General features: G+C 68.3%; 14 protein-coding genes. 4 read left to right on the top strand and 10 right to left on the bottom strand.

Going from position 1 to position 14,710, the window contains the following annotated elements:
* Positions 1 to 170: 170 nt before the first annotated feature.
* Positions 171 to 2,114, bottom strand: coding sequence for an asparagine synthase (glutamine-hydrolyzing) (asnB, locus tag QH196_RS21340; RefSeq protein ID WP_280417582.1), 1,944 nt, complete (start codon positions 2,112 to 2,114; stop codon positions 171 to 173).
* Positions 2,115 to 2,554: 440 nt separating this feature from the next.
* Here asnB and ctaC point away from each other — a divergent pair, with 440 nt between their 5' ends.
* Both ctaC and QH196_RS21330 read left to right on the top strand, forming a co-directional pair.
* Complete coding sequence (gene ctaC, locus QH196_RS21335; RefSeq protein ID WP_280417584.1) at positions 2,555 to 3,541, top strand: aa3-type cytochrome oxidase subunit II; 987 nt, start codon at positions 2,555 to 2,557, stop codon at positions 3,539 to 3,541.
* Positions 3,542 to 3,554: 13 nt separating this feature from the next.
* Positions 3,555 to 3,971, top strand: coding sequence for a cytochrome c oxidase subunit 4 (locus QH196_RS21330; RefSeq protein ID WP_280417581.1), 417 nt, complete (start codon positions 3,555 to 3,557; stop codon positions 3,969 to 3,971).
* Positions 3,972 to 4,536: 565 nt separating this feature from the next.
* Here QH196_RS21330 and QH196_RS21325 read toward each other — a convergent pair.
* Together QH196_RS21325 and QH196_RS21320 are read right to left on the bottom strand one after the other, a co-directional pair.
* The gene (locus QH196_RS21325) at positions 4,537 to 5,814 is read right to left on the bottom strand and encodes an FAD-binding oxidoreductase (protein WP_280417580.1); all 1,278 of its coding nucleotides are present in this window, start codon (positions 5,812 to 5,814) and stop codon (positions 4,537 to 4,539) included.
* Between the two features lie 277 nt (positions 5,815 to 6,091).
* The gene (locus QH196_RS21320; RefSeq protein WP_280417579.1) at positions 6,092 to 6,856 is read right to left on the bottom strand and encodes a sporulation protein; all 765 of its coding nucleotides are present in this window, start codon (positions 6,854 to 6,856) and stop codon (positions 6,092 to 6,094) included.
* A 169-nt stretch (positions 6,857 to 7,025) separates the two neighbouring features.
* Between QH196_RS21320 and QH196_RS21315 the strand changes: the two genes are divergently transcribed.
* Positions 7,026 to 8,339 (top strand): hypothetical protein, encoded by a 1,314-nt coding sequence (locus QH196_RS21315; RefSeq protein ID WP_280417578.1) that lies wholly within the window; start codon positions 7,026 to 7,028, stop codon positions 8,337 to 8,339.
* Positions 8,336 to 9,220: a hypothetical protein gene (locus tag QH196_RS21310; RefSeq protein ID WP_280417577.1), complete on the top strand. Its 885-nt coding sequence runs from the start codon at positions 8,336 to 8,338 to the stop codon at positions 9,218 to 9,220. The genes QH196_RS21315 and QH196_RS21310 overlap by 4 nt, the downstream gene beginning before the upstream one ends.
* Here the strand turns inward: QH196_RS21310 and QH196_RS21305 are convergent.
* From QH196_RS21305 to QH196_RS21275, 7 genes are all read right to left on the bottom strand, one after another.
* Complete coding sequence (locus tag QH196_RS21305; RefSeq protein WP_280417576.1) at positions 9,129 to 9,854, bottom strand: phosphoribosylanthranilate isomerase; 726 nt, start codon at positions 9,852 to 9,854, stop codon at positions 9,129 to 9,131. The genes QH196_RS21310 and QH196_RS21305 overlap by 92 nt on opposite strands.
* Positions 9,855 to 9,875: 21 nt before the next feature.
* A complete protein-coding gene (locus tag QH196_RS21300; protein WP_280417583.1) occupies positions 9,876 to 10,601 on the bottom strand; it encodes a lysophospholipid acyltransferase family protein in 726 nt (241 codons plus the stop codon).
* Positions 10,602 to 10,732: 131 nt separating this feature from the next.
* Positions 10,733 to 11,707 (bottom strand): ROK family protein, encoded by a 975-nt coding sequence (locus QH196_RS21295; RefSeq protein WP_280417575.1) that lies wholly within the window; start codon positions 11,705 to 11,707, stop codon positions 10,733 to 10,735.
* Entirely contained in the window at positions 11,704 to 12,225 is a 522-nt protein-coding gene (locus QH196_RS21290) for a hypothetical protein (RefSeq protein WP_280417574.1), read from the bottom strand. Before QH196_RS21290 ends, QH196_RS21295 begins: the two co-directional genes overlap by 4 nt.
* Positions 12,222 to 13,562: an ArsA family ATPase gene (locus QH196_RS21285; RefSeq protein ID WP_280417573.1), complete on the bottom strand. Its 1,341-nt coding sequence runs from the start codon at positions 13,560 to 13,562 to the stop codon at positions 12,222 to 12,224. The genes QH196_RS21290 and QH196_RS21285 overlap by 4 nt, the downstream gene beginning before the upstream one ends.
* 80 nt (positions 13,563 to 13,642) lie before the next feature.
* A complete protein-coding gene (locus QH196_RS21280; protein WP_280417572.1) occupies positions 13,643 to 14,080 on the bottom strand; it encodes an SRPBCC family protein in 438 nt (145 codons plus the stop codon).
* Between the two features lie 42 nt (positions 14,081 to 14,122).
* Complete coding sequence (locus QH196_RS21275; RefSeq protein WP_280417571.1) at positions 14,123 to 14,500, bottom strand: polyketide cyclase / dehydrase and lipid transport; 378 nt, start codon at positions 14,498 to 14,500, stop codon at positions 14,123 to 14,125.
* Positions 14,501 to 14,710 lie beyond the last annotated feature (210 nt).

Genomic DNA, 14,710 nt, shown 5'->3' with positions numbered 1-14,710 from the left:
AGTGGTGATGAGCTGTGGTTCGGTCACGACCGGCCTCACATTCGGAAGACGCCGAAGCCCTCGGCGCCCGGGGCCCCAACCCCCCCCCCCTTTCCCGGCGCCCCCCGCCGCGCCCGCGGGGGGGGCCCTCGTCTTCTGGCGGGTATCCGACCTCTGCCGGATCGTGCGCGTTAAACCTGCACCGGGTAGGCCGGTTCGGCGATCTCCGGTTTGATGCGGTCCTCGACGAAGATCCCGTGCCAGATCATGAACACCAGCAGCGTCCACAACCGGCGGCTGTGATCGCCGTTCCCGGCGCGGTGGGCGTCGAGCATCGCCATCACGGCCGCCTTGTCGAGCAGGTGGTCGGTCTGCGATTCGGTGATCTGCTGCCGGGCCCAGTCGTAGAGTTCGGTACCGCGCAGCCAGTGCCGCAGCGGCACCGGAAACCCGAGCTTCGCGCGGTGCAGCACATGCCCGGGGACGATGCCCTCGAGCGCCTGCCGCAGCGCGTACTTCGTGGTCTCCTTGGTGATCTTCTGTTCCAGCGGGATCTGTTCGGCGACCCGGAACACCTCGTTGTCCAGGAACGGCACCCGCAGCTCCAGCGAGTTCGCCATGGTGATCTTGTCGGCCTTGACCAGGATGTCACCCCGCAACCAGGTGAAAAGGTCGAGATGCTGCATCCGCGTCACCGGATCCCAGCCCGCGGACTGGTCGTAGATCGGGGCGGTGACGTCCTGGTGTGTCCATTCCGGACGGAACTCCCGCAGCACCGACCGCAGCTGGGCATCGCTGAAACTGCGGGCGTTGCCGTAATAGCGTTGTTCCAGGGTGAGTGATCCGCGATGCAGCAGACTTTTGCCGCGCGTGCCCTCCGGGATCAGATCGGACACCTTGCCGGCCAGCCGGCGCAGCCCGCCCGGCAGTTTGTCGAACGCGGCCAGCGACAGCGGTTCCCGGTAGATGGTGTAGCCGCCGAACAGTTCGTCGGCACCCTCGCCGGACAGCACCACCTTGACGTGCTTACGGGCCTCCTTGGCCACGAAATACAGCGGTACCAGCGCCGGATCGGCCACCGGGTCGTCGAGGTACCAGACGATCTCCGGGATCGCGGCCGCGAACTCGGCCGGGGAGACCACCTTGACGATATGCCGGGCCCCGATCGCGGCGGCGCTCTCGGCGGCCACATCGACCTCGGAATAGCCCTCACGTTCGAACCCGGTGGTGAAGGTGATCAGATTCGGGTTGTGCCGCATGGCCAGCGCCGCGATGGCGGTGGAATCGATACCACCGGACAGGAACGAGCCGACGGTGACATCGGCGCGCATATGTTTGGCGACCGAATCCTCGAGCGCGGCCGCGATCTCGGAGTACCGGGCGGCCTCGCTGCCCGCCGCGAACGGGCGGACGCCGAACTTCGGCACGAAGTAACGGGTCGCGACCGGCCGTTCGCCCGGCCGCACGACCGCGTAACTGCCCGATTCCAGCCGCCGGATACCCGCATGCAGGGTTTCCGGTTCCGGAACGTACTGCAGCACGGTGTAGTGCTCGAGCGCGCGATGGTCGAGCGATTCGTCGAGCCCGAGATCGGGCAGCAGTTCCAGCAGGCTCTTCTTCTCGCTGCCGAACGCCGTACCACCGGGCCCGGTGGCCAGGAACAGCGGTTTGATACCAAAGGGGTCGCGGGCGAGGAACAGTTCCCGGGTGCGCGTATCCCAGATCGCGAAGGCGAACATCCCGCGCAACCGGCGCACCGCATCGGGACCCCAGTAGTGGAACGCCGCCACGATGGCCTCGCCGTCGCCCTCGGTGGCGAACATGGGCTGTTCCCCGAACTCGGCCGCGTGGTCGCGGGCCAGTTCTTCGCGCAGCTCCAGATAGTTGTAGATCTCGCCGTTGAAGGTGAGCGCGTAGCGCCCGGGGTCGCCGGCCGGCCCCCAGCGCAGCGGCTGATGCGAATGTTCGATATCGATGATCGAGAGCCGGTTGAAGCCGAAGATCAACTGGTCGTCGTGCCAGGTGCCGCGCTCATCCGGCCCCCGGTGCCGCACACAGTGCAGGGCGTCGTACACCCGTTCCACTGTTTCCGGCGCTGCGGTATCGGACGTCAGAAATCCGAGCAGTCCACACACTGCGACGCTGACCTCGTTTCCTCTGGTCGGGGGTCCGCGCCGAGGGATGCGGGCGCGGCGGGCGAAATCTAGTGTCCGAGTATGCCGCACGCCCGGTTCTCCCGTGCGATACACCTCCGTTCTGCGGCTACGCTGTCGCGCGGAGTGTCGAAGCCGACCCGACGGCGTACCGGGCGCGTGTTTGGTCTACGCTGCGTAGTACTCGGACTGTTCCGGGTGGTGCCGCGTGGTGCGCGGAGCCCCCGGAAGGCCCGATGAGCTGTTTGTCTGTATCACCGGAGGCGTCCCGCCACCGTGGATGCGATGTCGGAATGTGTGGCGACCAGGAAGGCGTGAGCGTGGCGCACAAGGCGAGCGACGAGATCGGGGCACGGCCTGCCCGGCGGCGGGGTAGTGTCCTGCGGCGGGCCGGACTGGCGGTATCCCTCGGGATCACCGCGATGCTCGTCTCCGGCTGCTCGATCGACAATGTGTGGTTGCGGTTCGGCTGGCCCTCGGGTGTCACCCCGCAGGCGCACCGGATGCGGGAACTGTGGACGTGGTCGGTCGTGGCCGCCCTGATCATGGGTGTGCTGGTCTGGGGTCTGACCTTCTGGACCATCATTTTCCACCGCAAGAAGAAGAACTCGCCGGAGTTCCCGCGGCAGACCGGTTACAACGTGCCGCTCGAACTCAGCTACACGGCGATCCCCTTCGTCATCATCGCGGTGCTGTTCTACTTCACCGTGGTCGTGCAGAACTACGTGCACGAGAAGGTCGACAACCCCGATGTGGTCGTCGACGTGACCGCCTTCCAGTGGAACTGGAAGTTCGGTTACCGCGAGGTCGACCTGAAGAACGGTTTCACCTACAACGGTGTCGACACCGTGCGCGAGGATGCCAATCAGGAGCAGCTGCAGGAATACGCCGAGCGGAAGAACGAGGAGGGCCATGAGCAGCCCGGCCCCGTGCACGGCCGCCCGGAGAACGACATCCTGTCGTTCCTGCACTACAACAAGATCGAAACGGTCGGTACCAGCACCGAGGTGCCCATCCTGGTGCTGCCCACCGGCAAGGTGATCGAGTTCCAGCTCGCCGCCGCCGACGTGATCCACGCGTTCTGGGTTCCGGAGTTCCTGTTCAAGCGGGACGTGATGCCGAACCCGAAGGAGAACAACTCCGACAACGTCTTCCAGATCAGCGAGATCGACCGTGAAGGCGCGTTCGTGGGCCGCTGCGCGGAGATGTGCGGCACCTTCCACTCGATGATGAACTTCGAGGTGCGGGCGGTGACTCCCGAGAAGTTCGAGAGCTACATCAAGGCCCGCGAATCCGGTATGACCAACGCCGCGGCGCTGGAATCCATCGGTGAATCGCCGGTGGCCACTTCCACCCAGCCGTTCAACACCGATCGCACGGTCAAAACCGATACCACCGAGAGCAAGTGAGGACTGATCTCCGATGAGGATCGAAGCACGACTGTTCGAACTGCTCACGGTGTTCTTCATCATCGTGGGTATCATCTACGGCTTCTTCACCGCGCAATCGCGCACCGGTATCGAATGGGCCGGCACCACGGCGATCGTCCTGACCGCCGGCCTGTCGCTGATCATCGGCACGTATTTCCGTTTCGTGGCCCGCCGCCTCGACCTGCGGCCCGAGGACTACGAGGATGCGGAAATCGTGGACGGCGCGGGCGACCTCGGGTTCTTCTCGCCCGGTAGCCCCTGGCCGATCCTGCTCGCCGGCGCCGCCTCGGTCACCGCCCTGGGCTTCGCCTTCTTCGAGCCCTGGCTGATCGGTCTCGGTGTGATCCTGATCCTCACCGCCGCCGGTGGCCTGGTCTTCGAGTACTACCTCGGCCCCGAGAAGCACTGAGTTCACGCGCCGGCAACCGGCGCAAAAGCGAAAAAACCCCGCTGCCCGAATGGACAGCGGGGTTTTCGCGTTGGACGGCCCAGGAATCGGCTCCTACGCCTGCGGGAGACCGGACGCTCCGGAGTGTCGGTATCTCGCCGCCAGACCGTGCCGGTCCGCATCCGGCAGAACCTCCTCCGACCGTTCACATTCCCGGGGTGGGGCCCGCCCGGTTCTGGAGCGACGGAGCGGGGGAGCGAAGCGGAGGAGCGGAGGAGTGAAGAACCGGGCCCGTAAGGGCCCCACCCCTCGAGACGCGGAGCGTCTCCAAAATTACAGCCCGCCCCTTCACGGATGGTCTACCTCGAAACCCGGCTGCTGCAGAGCCGCGGTGTGGGTGGCCTACTTCGAAACCCGGCTGCTGCAGAGCCCCAGTAGGGATGGCCTACTTCGAAACCCGGCTGCTGCAGAGCCCCGGTACGGATCGTCTACCCCGAAACCGGCTACTGCAGAGCCCCGATACACCTGATCTGCCCCGAATCAGGGACAACAACACCGCCCCGCGCTGCCCGACTTCTCCCAGACCTCAATCCACCGATTCGTACCTGATGCTGTTCTCCGACCGGCAGATCTCGTCGATACCGGTCACGATATCCCGCAGCTGCTCCGAGGGCAGGGAGTGCGGTCGCAGCCGGCAGGTGAAGGTGATCAGCCCGTGGTCGGCCGCAGGCAGGCTGTGGGCCGCGGATTCGGCGCGCAGATAGTCCGACCGCACCCCGTAGGTCATGGCGGAGATGACGGTGAAGCAGCCGGTCCGTTCCCGGTGCCCGCTGAACAGGTCGTGCAGGCGGTAGAAGACCGACGTGTAGTTCGACAGGGGGGCGAAAACCCCGACCCGGTAGGCGGGCCCGCGTTCCGACGAGCTGATCACCGTATCGGCGAGGTATTCGGCATCCCGCAGTGTCAGCACCTTGGGGGTGAACATCACCGCGCCCGCCGCCGCATTGCGGACCGGCATACCGGCCTTACCGCTGCTGGCCGAGGCGATGGCGCCGAGCGATTTGCGGGCCCGGCTCCCGACCTCGCGGCGGGCGCGCAGGGAACGGGTGGGAGCGGTGGGATAGAGGCTCGACCACTGGCCGAATCGGACCGTGCCCAGCTGCACCTGCCCGGCGCCCACGGGGCGGGTCACCTTGAGCGGCGCCGTATCCACCCAGCGGCCCACCTGCAGGACGGCGTCGCGGGGCGTGGCGACCTCGTTGTAGGCGTAGTCGAGGAAACTGTCGAAATCCAGGAAGCGGTGCGAATCGGCGGACAGCCAGGTGTTGTCCTTGTCGACCTCGACCGCGTCGAGGGTGAGTGCGGTGATAATGCCCGCCCGGCCGCCCGCACCGAGGATGCGATGGAAACGTTCGGTGTGATGGGTGCGCCCGCAGGTACCGATCCGGCCGTCGGTGTCCACGTACTCCAGATCCACGATCCGGTCGATGAACAACCCGTACCGATGCGAGGCGGTGCTGACGCCGCCGACCGAGGCGAAACCGCCGGCGGTGATATCGCGGTGATCGCCGACGACCGGTAGGCCCAGTCCGTGCGCGGCGAGGCGGCGGTCGATATCGGACAGCCGGGCGCCCGCCTGGACCCGTACGGTCCGGCGGCCGAGGTTGAGATCGACGATGGCGTTCATCCGGCGCAGCGAGACCACGGCCTGCTGATCCGGCAGGGTGAGGCCGTCGGTGGCGGGATCGCCGCCGTGAACGGTGAGCGGCCTGGCGTGATTCCGGGAATTCCGCACGGTGCGAACGACATCCGCGGTGTCGCGAGGCAGGTACTCGGCGGGGGAAACGATGTGCGGCGTGCTCATGGCACGAAAGCTAACCACAGCGCGGCGGCCGCGGCGATATCGAATCACAGATCTGCTCCCGCCTGCCTGTCGAATGGACCGTGACCTGTGGGTTTACCCCGCTCTCGACCGGGGCGGGGGAAGACCGCGGACGGTGCCGGGCCATTCGTGCGATGTCCAGGGGGATTTCGCTGCCCGGATCGGCCCGTGCGGGGTGAATCTCCCGCGCCCGGGTCGACGGTAGGTGAACGTCTACCGCCGGCCCGGACAACTCCGGTGTACCGGCGTGGCGAATCCGTCAGCGGGCCAGCAGATGCAGTCGCTGCCCGATCACCTCGACCCAGTTCACCTGCTCGAAGGTCGCGAAATCGACTCGGATCGCGTCCTGTACGTCGCGGCCCGGTGCGAACATCATGGCGCGTTTGTCGGCTTCCAGGACGACATACATGCCCTGCGGGTCGGCGAGGAAGGTCACCTCGAGCTGGTTCAGGCCCGGAAAGCGTGGTGAGGGGCCGAATTCGATTTCCTGGAAGAACGGCAGCCGCTGCGGGATCCGGTCCACCCGGCCCGCCTCCACATCGGCGTGCCGGAGCCCGAAGCCCCAGGACTCGACGGCCGCGAGCAGCACATGCTGTGGCGGCAGGGCACCGATCCCGAGGGGATCGGTATCGGCGGCATCGAATCCGCCGTCCACATCGACCCGGGTGCGGACCGCCACCGCGGTCCCGTGCAGATGCCGGCCGTTGTAGAAGGTGATCGGCGTTTCCCACGGCGTGAGCAGTTCGAACCGGCCCTCGAGCGGATGCCCGGGATGCAGTTCGAACGGACCGAATACGGGCTGCTGTGCGAACGCCATATCGATCAGCTGTTCCCGGTCGTCGTATTCGCGCTCGGCTCGGGTGATCAGCTCCACCGAGACCCCGTTGATCCGCACCGGCCGGTCCTGGCAGCGCATCCGGATCACCCCTTGTACCGGCTGCCCCGGCTGTACGCCCGGTGTGAAGAGTTCGGTCTCCACCTCCGCGGAGTTGGTGCCGAGCGCGCCCAGCAGAGTTTTGAACATCCGATTCGTCTCCCTTCGCCCCCGCCCGCGAATCCGTTCCTCGCCCCGGGGCTGTCGGATCAACAGCGTAGATCGGATCGCCTGTCCGTGTCGGAGGGTGCCGGTAGGGTTGTCATCGGCCTTGGGCTCCTGGGGAATCCGGCCTCGATGGGGTGGGATGGAGGTTTCCGTGTCGAATATCGAGCAACGAATCGACTGGGCGGTCGAATGGCTGCACCGCAGCCAGGCGAGCGTCCGTAACGGAGGCGCCGGCTGGGGCTGGCTGTCGGATGTGCTGCCCAATCCGCAGAACACCGCGGAGGTCGTGGTGGCACTGACGGCGGCCGGCCGGCCGATACAGCGGCTGGACGAGGTGCGCACGCTGGTACGCCGCGATGTCGTGGATACCGATAGCGGGGAATGGGTTTTCCGGTCGCCGATCGATCTGTCGTGGCGGTTGCGGGCACTCGGGTGCCTGGGGGTACCGCCCACCGATCCCGCGGTCGAGAAGTGCCTGCGGGAGCTGTACGCCGCCCGCGATACCGGTACCCGGGGCTGGCGGTTGTCCGAAACTGTCGGCCCCATCTCGCTCACGGCCACCACGGCCGCCCTGCACGCGCTGGCAGGCCTGGCCGATACCGACGAAACCGCGGCCGAGGCGCTGCTGCAGGGCACCTCGCTGGTGGTCTCGATGATGCTCGACGACGATCCCCGCGCCCAGCCCATCTATGCGTGCGCGCATGTCGCGCGGCTGCTCGCCCGGCCGGAAATCGCGGCGGTAGGCGGGAAACGGGTCGAGAAGGTGCGCGAGCTCACCGTGCGGCGCATGCTGTACGCCCTGCGGGACGGTACGGCGGGCGCCGAGGAAGAATCCTTCCGGGAAGGTCTGATGGCTTCCACCTGGCGTCATCTCGGCCTGCACCTCGCCGTCGGCGCGGTGGTCACCGCCGACGAACGCGCCGTCTTCGATCCGGGCGTGCGTCGTGGCCTGGTGGAACTGCTGGAATTACAGGAGACACAGGAGCGATCGGCCGTCTGTGGCGGGTTCCGTACCTCCACCGGTGGATTCATCACCTCGTTCGCGACCGTGCAGGGGCTCGAGGCGATGCTCGCGGTACAGCGGGTGGTGAACGAACGGGTCAACCCGGCGGTGATCTTCGACCTGATCTGCCGGGAACAGGGCGCGCACCCGCGGGACGCGCAGCAGGTCGTCGGGCACCGGGGCCGCACGGTGCTGATGAACAGTTACGCCGGTGGGCTCACGCTGGCCGCCGCGGCGCCCGCCGGGCTCACGATCGCCCTGCTGGCCGTATTCTTCGCGCCGGACCTCGGAGTGGTCGCGAGCCGCGCACTGGTCGTCTGGGGCACGTTCTTCATCGCACTCGGCACCTACACCGGGATCGCGACCCGGTTGCCCTCGGTACCGAAAGGGCGGACGGCGGCCGCGGTGTTCGCGGCCTACACCGCGGTCATCCTGCCCGTCGTGACCTTCCTGCTCTCGTGAGGGTCTCCTGGCGCGGTCCGGCACTGCTCGGCGTGGCCACGAGCCTGTGGGGCCTGTCGAGCGCGGGTATCGCCGCCGTGGGCGCGCCGGGAATCGCGGCTGCCCCGGTGGCTGCCGGCGGGGCCGCGGCGCTGCTGGGTTTCGCGGTGGCCCGGGGCGCACATCCGTGGCGGGAACTGCGTAACGCGCCGGGGTTGTTCCTGCGGCTCGGGGTGCTCGAGGTCCTGAACCTGGTGTCGTATGTCGCCGCCCTGCATATCGGGCCGCTACCGGTGGTGGTCGCGCTCCACCTCACCTCGCCGGTGCTGTTGATCATCGTCCGGATCGCCCGGGGCCGGCGGGCGATCACCCTGGTGCTGGTCGCGGAACTGGTGGCGATCGGCGCGGCGATCTGGCTGGTCGCCGGGTACCGGCCGGCGGATACCGCCCTCGGGCCGGCTCTGGTGGGCTGCGTACTGGCGCTGATCAGCGCGGGGTGTGTGGCCGGGCTGATCACCCTGGTGGTCCGGGAGTCGGCGGGCCGGGCCGGCGGCTCGGCAGCAGGGTTGCAGCTACTGGCCGCGGCGGTACTGGCCGCCCCGCTGCTCGGTGTGGCGATGCTCTTCGGCGAAGGCCCCACGGCAGGGCAGGCGGTGCAGCTCGCGGTGCTCGGTGCGCTACTGCTCGGCCCCGGTTTCGCCTGCTACTGGCTGGCGCTGCGGGAACTCGACGAGGTCACCACGGGACTCATCGGGCTGAACGAGGCCGTGGTGGCGACCCTCGCCGGTGCGGTCCTGGTGGGCTCCGAGATCACCGTGGCGACCCTGATGGCTGGAGTCCTCGTCCTCGGGGCCGTGGGACTGGAACTGGGTAGCCCGGCTCGTGCTCGTGCGCCGTCTTGACGAATGCGGCGCAGGAGGCGAAGTCCTTATCGCCGGTCTCGGTCTCCACACCGCTGTTCACATCCACCCCGAACGGGCGTACCGCCTCGATCGCCTCGTCCACATTGTCGGCGCTCAAACCGCCGGCGAGGATCACCGGCCGGCCGATCAGCGCCAGTTCGCGCACGATCCGGGCGCTGACCGCCCAATCGTGGGTGCGGCCGGTACCGCCGAGCCGGTCGGTGGTGCGGGAGTCGAGCAGAACGGCATCGCAGTCCGCGGCGACTTCCAGGGCACGGGCCAGGGCATCGGCCCCGGTGACATGGACCGCGCGAACGATCGTCCGGCCGCGCGCGGCGGCGTGCACCGCCCGCAGCGTGGGGATATCGACCAGGCCGTGCACCTGGATGGTGTCGGCACCGATCCGGTCGGCCAGCTCGAGCATGGCATGCGCATCCTCGAGATGAGTGACCAGCACCCGGTTCACGAACGACGGTGTGGACTCCGACAGCCACGCCGCGGCCTCCGCTGTCAGCGCATCCTCGCTGAAGTGGGTGGTTCCGGAAATGAATCCGACGGCGTCCGCGCCGGCGCTCACTGCCGTCTCCAGATCGGCCGCCGACCGGATTCCGCAAACCTTCGCGCGAACCGTCACCCGTTCATCGTACGCGGCGGGTCAGCTCGCGGCGGATTCCGGAATCCGCGGCGTATGCGAGGGCGGACCGGAAGGTACGTTCTTTTTCAGGCTGGCGGCGTACACGTCGACGTATTCCTGACCGGACATCCGCATCAGCTCGTACATGACCTCATCGGTCACCGCACGCTCCACGAACCGGTTACCGGCCATACCCTCGTACCGGGAGAAATCGATCGGCTTCCCGAATTTCACGGTCACCTTGCGGCGGCGCCAGCGGAACGGTCCGGGCGGGCTCACCTCGTCGGTGCCGATCACCGCCACCGGGATCACCGGGACCCCGGTGGTCAGCGCCACCCGGGCCATACCCGTCTTGCCCTTGTACAGCCGGCCGTCGGGGGAGCGGGTGCCCTCCGGATACAAGCCCACCAAGCGGCCCTCGTCGAGCAGTTTGCGGGCGGCATTGAGCGCATCCTGGGCCGCGTCGGCGCCGCTGCGATCGATCGGGTACTGGCCGGACGCGCTGAAGAAGAACTTCTGGAGCCGCCCTTTGAAACCCGGGGTATGGAAGTACTCGGCCTTGGCCAGATAGCTGATCCGGCGGGGGCTCTTCAGCGGCGCGAAAAGCCAATCCGCGATGGACAGATGATTTCCCGCCATGATGGCCGCACCCTCGGCCGGGATGTTCTCCACACCTTCCACCTCGGGCCGGTTGTAGAAATGGATGAACGGACCCACCAGCACGAACTTGAGCAGCCAGTAGAACATGACGTCCTTACTCCGGGAATCGGGATGGAAATGTGAAGAGCCTCGGCTGCCGACTCTACCGCCGGTCACAGAACTCCTCCAAGCCCAGTCATGTTAATTCTCTGTCCGGGGCGTCGTGTTCGGGGCGGGGGTCAGCGGCCGGCGATCAGGGCGGTTCGGGCCAGTTCGGCGGCGCCGATCATTCCGGCCGCTTCGCCTAGTTGTGTGGTGCGGATCCGGGCCAGGGGGCGGTGGCCGTGGCCGGTGACCGCGGCTGCGTACTCCTCGCGGGCTTCGTCGAGAAACAGTGGCGCCGAACTGCTCACTCCGCCGGCGACGACGACCAGGTCCGGGTCGAAGATATCGCCCACGAATGCCAGGCCCAGGCCGAGCCAGCGGGCGAAATCGGCCATCACCCGCAGGGCCAGGGGGTCGCCGTCCTGAGCGGCGCCGGCCACCCGGCGGCCGGTGAGCGCGCCGGGGTCGGCGATCACTTCTTTCGCCAGCAGCGACGGCGTGGAATCGGTGGCCACCAGTTCGATCGCGGATTCGGCCAATGCCGTTCCGCTGCAATACCGCTCCCAGCACCCCCGTTTCCCGCAGCCACAATCGCGGCCACCGGGCACGACCTGCAGATGCCCGAGTTCCGGTGCGACACCGTGGGTACCGCGATACAGCACGCCGTCGATCAGTAGCGCGGCGCCGATCCCGGTGCCGATGGCCACCAGAACAACATTGTGTCCGCCCGCCGCGGCGCCGAACCGGTATTCGGCCCACATCGCGGCATTGGCGTCGTGCTCCAGCAGGACGGGCAGGCCGAGGCGGTCGGTGAGGCGTTTCGCCACTGGTGCGTCACGCCAGGGCAGATGCGGGGCGAACCGGACCGTGCTGCGATCGGCCGAAACGAATCCGGCCACGGCCAGGCCGACCGCGTCGATATCGTGCCGGTCGCCGAGTTCGCGGACCGCGCGTGCGAGCGCGCCTTCCAGCGCCGGGGCCGAATGCGGGGTCGGGCACTGCACCGTATCGAGCACCTCGCCGGTCCCGTCGACCACCGAGGCACGGATATTGGTCCCCCCGATATCGACACCCACGGTCAGTGGAGCGCCAGGGGCGGAAGTGCTCATGGCTTGATGGTTACGGGTATACCGACATACCGGGACTTTCCGGGCGCGGCCGCGCGGGTGGCCGGCTCGGCCGGGGCGCCGGCCTCCGGGTGACCGCCCCCGCCTTCCGCCGCGGCAGCGGATTCGGCAGCCGGTGGGTGCTCGCCCGAATCGGTCGCCATACCGTCCGCGTGCTGGTGACCGGTTCCGGAACGGCCGTGCGCGGCCGCGGAACCCGGCCCGTGACCATGCGGCATCACCGGATCGACCGGTTCCCCTGCGAGCGCTTCCCGCAGGATGGTGACGATCGCCGTACCGTGTGCCGCGACGGTCGCCAGTACTTCGTGCTGTTCCCCGCGGACCAGTGCGGCCGCTGCGCACAGCGGGCACCAGGTGCAATTGCCCCATTCCGGTTTGCCGTCCGCGGCCGCATCGCGCAGAACCGGTTCGACCCGTTCCAGTACGGCCTCCGCGAGCAGGCGCAGTTCCTCGGCGAACTCGGCGATACCCTCCGGCTGCCGGTAATCGGTTCCGGTCATCGCGGCCACTCCTGCGGGTCGGGCCGGAAACGGACCACCAGGTATCCGTCGTCCAGTTCGGCGGTGCTGACGGTGCAGCGGCGCAATACCGGCGCCAGGCGCAACCGCCGGCGCACGCCGTCGGCTCCCACGATCAAATCGTCCTCCACTCGTCCCAGGCGCAGCGTGGCCGGATCCGCTACCGGTAGCTGGATACGCAGCGCGTATACCGAATGCAAACCCGCCCCCGATTCCAACCGGACGGCGGGGGCCGCGGCCTCGGCGGCCGCCGAACCCGCATCGTCGCGCATCGCCGCGCTGCTGTCACGCCGAACGGCCCCGGCGTGGCCGGTCCCGCTGCCGGGCCCGGACCCGCCGGCCGGCACGCGGTCGCCGGTGCCGCCCGCGAACACGAGCTCGCCGGCGTCCTGCGCCGGAACCACACAGGCCAGTCCCGCGAGCGGCCCGATACCCACCGGTTCCGCGCCGGTATGGCCGGCCACCAGAATCGGGATCTCCGGCATCGACCGGCGCAGACCGGCGATCACATCCCACTGTTCGGCGTAGCGATGCGAATACCAGCGCACTGCCGGATGCTGCGGTTCCGGCCCCGCCGGCGGAACCTCGGGCAGCACCTTGTTCACCACCACCGCCTGCAGACGTAACCCGAGCAGTGCCGACGCCGACCGCACCCGCGCCGATTCCGCGATCGCCATCCGTTCCGCCAGCGTGATCAGCCGGGCACTGGTGCGTTCGGAATCGGCGAGCAGATCGCGGACCTCGGTGACGGCGGCGACGATCCGCTGCATCGTCGCCGCCAGCACCGCGCGCCGCAGATCGGTGCCGATCGCGCTCATCATCCGCTGATGCGGCGGCCAGATCCGGTCCAGGTAGCCGAGCAGAGTTTCCGGCGCGGTGAGGATACGCAGCATATCGGCGGTGGGCGGGCAATCCAGGACGATCACATCCCAGTCGTCGTCGGCGGCGTACTGGGTGATCTCCACCAGCATCAGCAGCTCCTGGACACCGGGTAGCCCGGTGAGCTCCGCCGGATCCAGTGCGCCCAGATCGAGCCCGTGGTCGTGGCCGGGATCGGCCGCCAGTACCTCGGCGACCTCCCGGAAACGGTCCTCCAGCAATGCCAGCGAATCCAGTTCGATGACATCCAGACCGGGAACGACCCGGATGATTCCCGGCACCGTGCCGGGGTCGTGCGCGAACCGGAACCCCAATGCGTCCCCGAGGGAATGCGCCTGGTCCAGCGAGGCCACCAGAACCCGCTGCCCCTCCCGCGCATAACCCATGGCCTGCGCGCAGGCGAGCGTCGTCTTACCGACACCGCCCTTACCGACGAACAATTCGACCCGCGTCCGCGCACGCCGGGCGGATCCCGGCGCACCGTCGGGGCGGGCCTGCGCTCCGGTGCCGCGCGGCCCGGTCAGCCTTCGACCCGTTTCTTCAGTTCCTTGAGCGCGGTATCGGTGATCACCTTCTCCGCCTTGCGTTTGAACATACCGATCATCGGAATGGTCAGATCCACGGTCAGTTCGTAACGCACCTCGGTACCACCGTCGGGCTGTTCGACGAGTTCGTAACGGCCGTCCTGTGCCTTCTGCAACTCACCGCTCACCAGCGTCCAGCTCACCGCCAGATCATCGGGACGCCAGGTATAGGACAGCACGTAGGTGTCCTTGACGACACCGGCGTCCAGCACGAAACGGGCGGTGCGCGCGCGGCCATCGGGCCCGGTTTCGAGCACCTCCACCGACTTGGCCGCCGATACCCATTCCGGGTAGGACGCCAGATCGGCGATAACGGACATCACCTGCGGGGCGGGCGCCGCGATGACGATCGATCTCTGGGTCCGGTCGGCCATAGGTTCTCAGTGGTTCCTTTCGGCGGTGCGGTATGGAATTCGTCAGTTCCCGGGTGCGACCCCGGCCGGCCGATCGCGCTCGAGCCGATCCTTGAGTTCGAACGACATCACCTTGCCCGCGACCCGCCGCTCCCGGTTGGCCACGGCGAGCCTGCGCGGCGCCAGCTGCCGCTGTGGTTCGGCGTGCAGGAAGTAATGCAGGATCACCCCGTCCAGCGAGGGCTCCAGCCACACCTCCATGGTGCCGGTCAATGCCCCCTGCACCGACCAGCGAATACCCTTGTCGCCCCGGTCCTCCCGGACATCGAGCTCGAGATCGGGCCACCAGCGCCGCCACTTGCCCGGAGCGGACAACGCAGCGGCCACCGCGGCGCCCGGCGCGGCGAGAAACGTCTGGTCGGCGACCTGGATACTGCTCACCCGGCTGAGCGTAGTAGATGCTGTGACATGCGGCGCCTTCGGCGCCGGGGGTTTTGGCCCCCCTTGGTGGCGGGGGGGGGGGGGGGGGGGGGGGGGGGGGGGGGGGGCGGGGGGGGGGGGGGGGCGGGGGGGGGGGGGGGGGCCAGAAGGTGGGGGGGGGGGAAAAGGGACGCCCCCGCGGGGGGGGGGGGGGGGGGGGGGGGGGGGGAG

Origin of the sequence: Nocardia carnea (assembly GCF_029868325.1) — a bacterium.
Classification (GTDB): Bacteria; Actinomycetota; Actinomycetes; order Mycobacteriales; family Mycobacteriaceae; genus Nocardia; species Nocardia carnea_C.
Note: the sequence above shows the minus strand (reverse complement) of the source record. Positions and strands in the feature narration are given on the sequence as shown.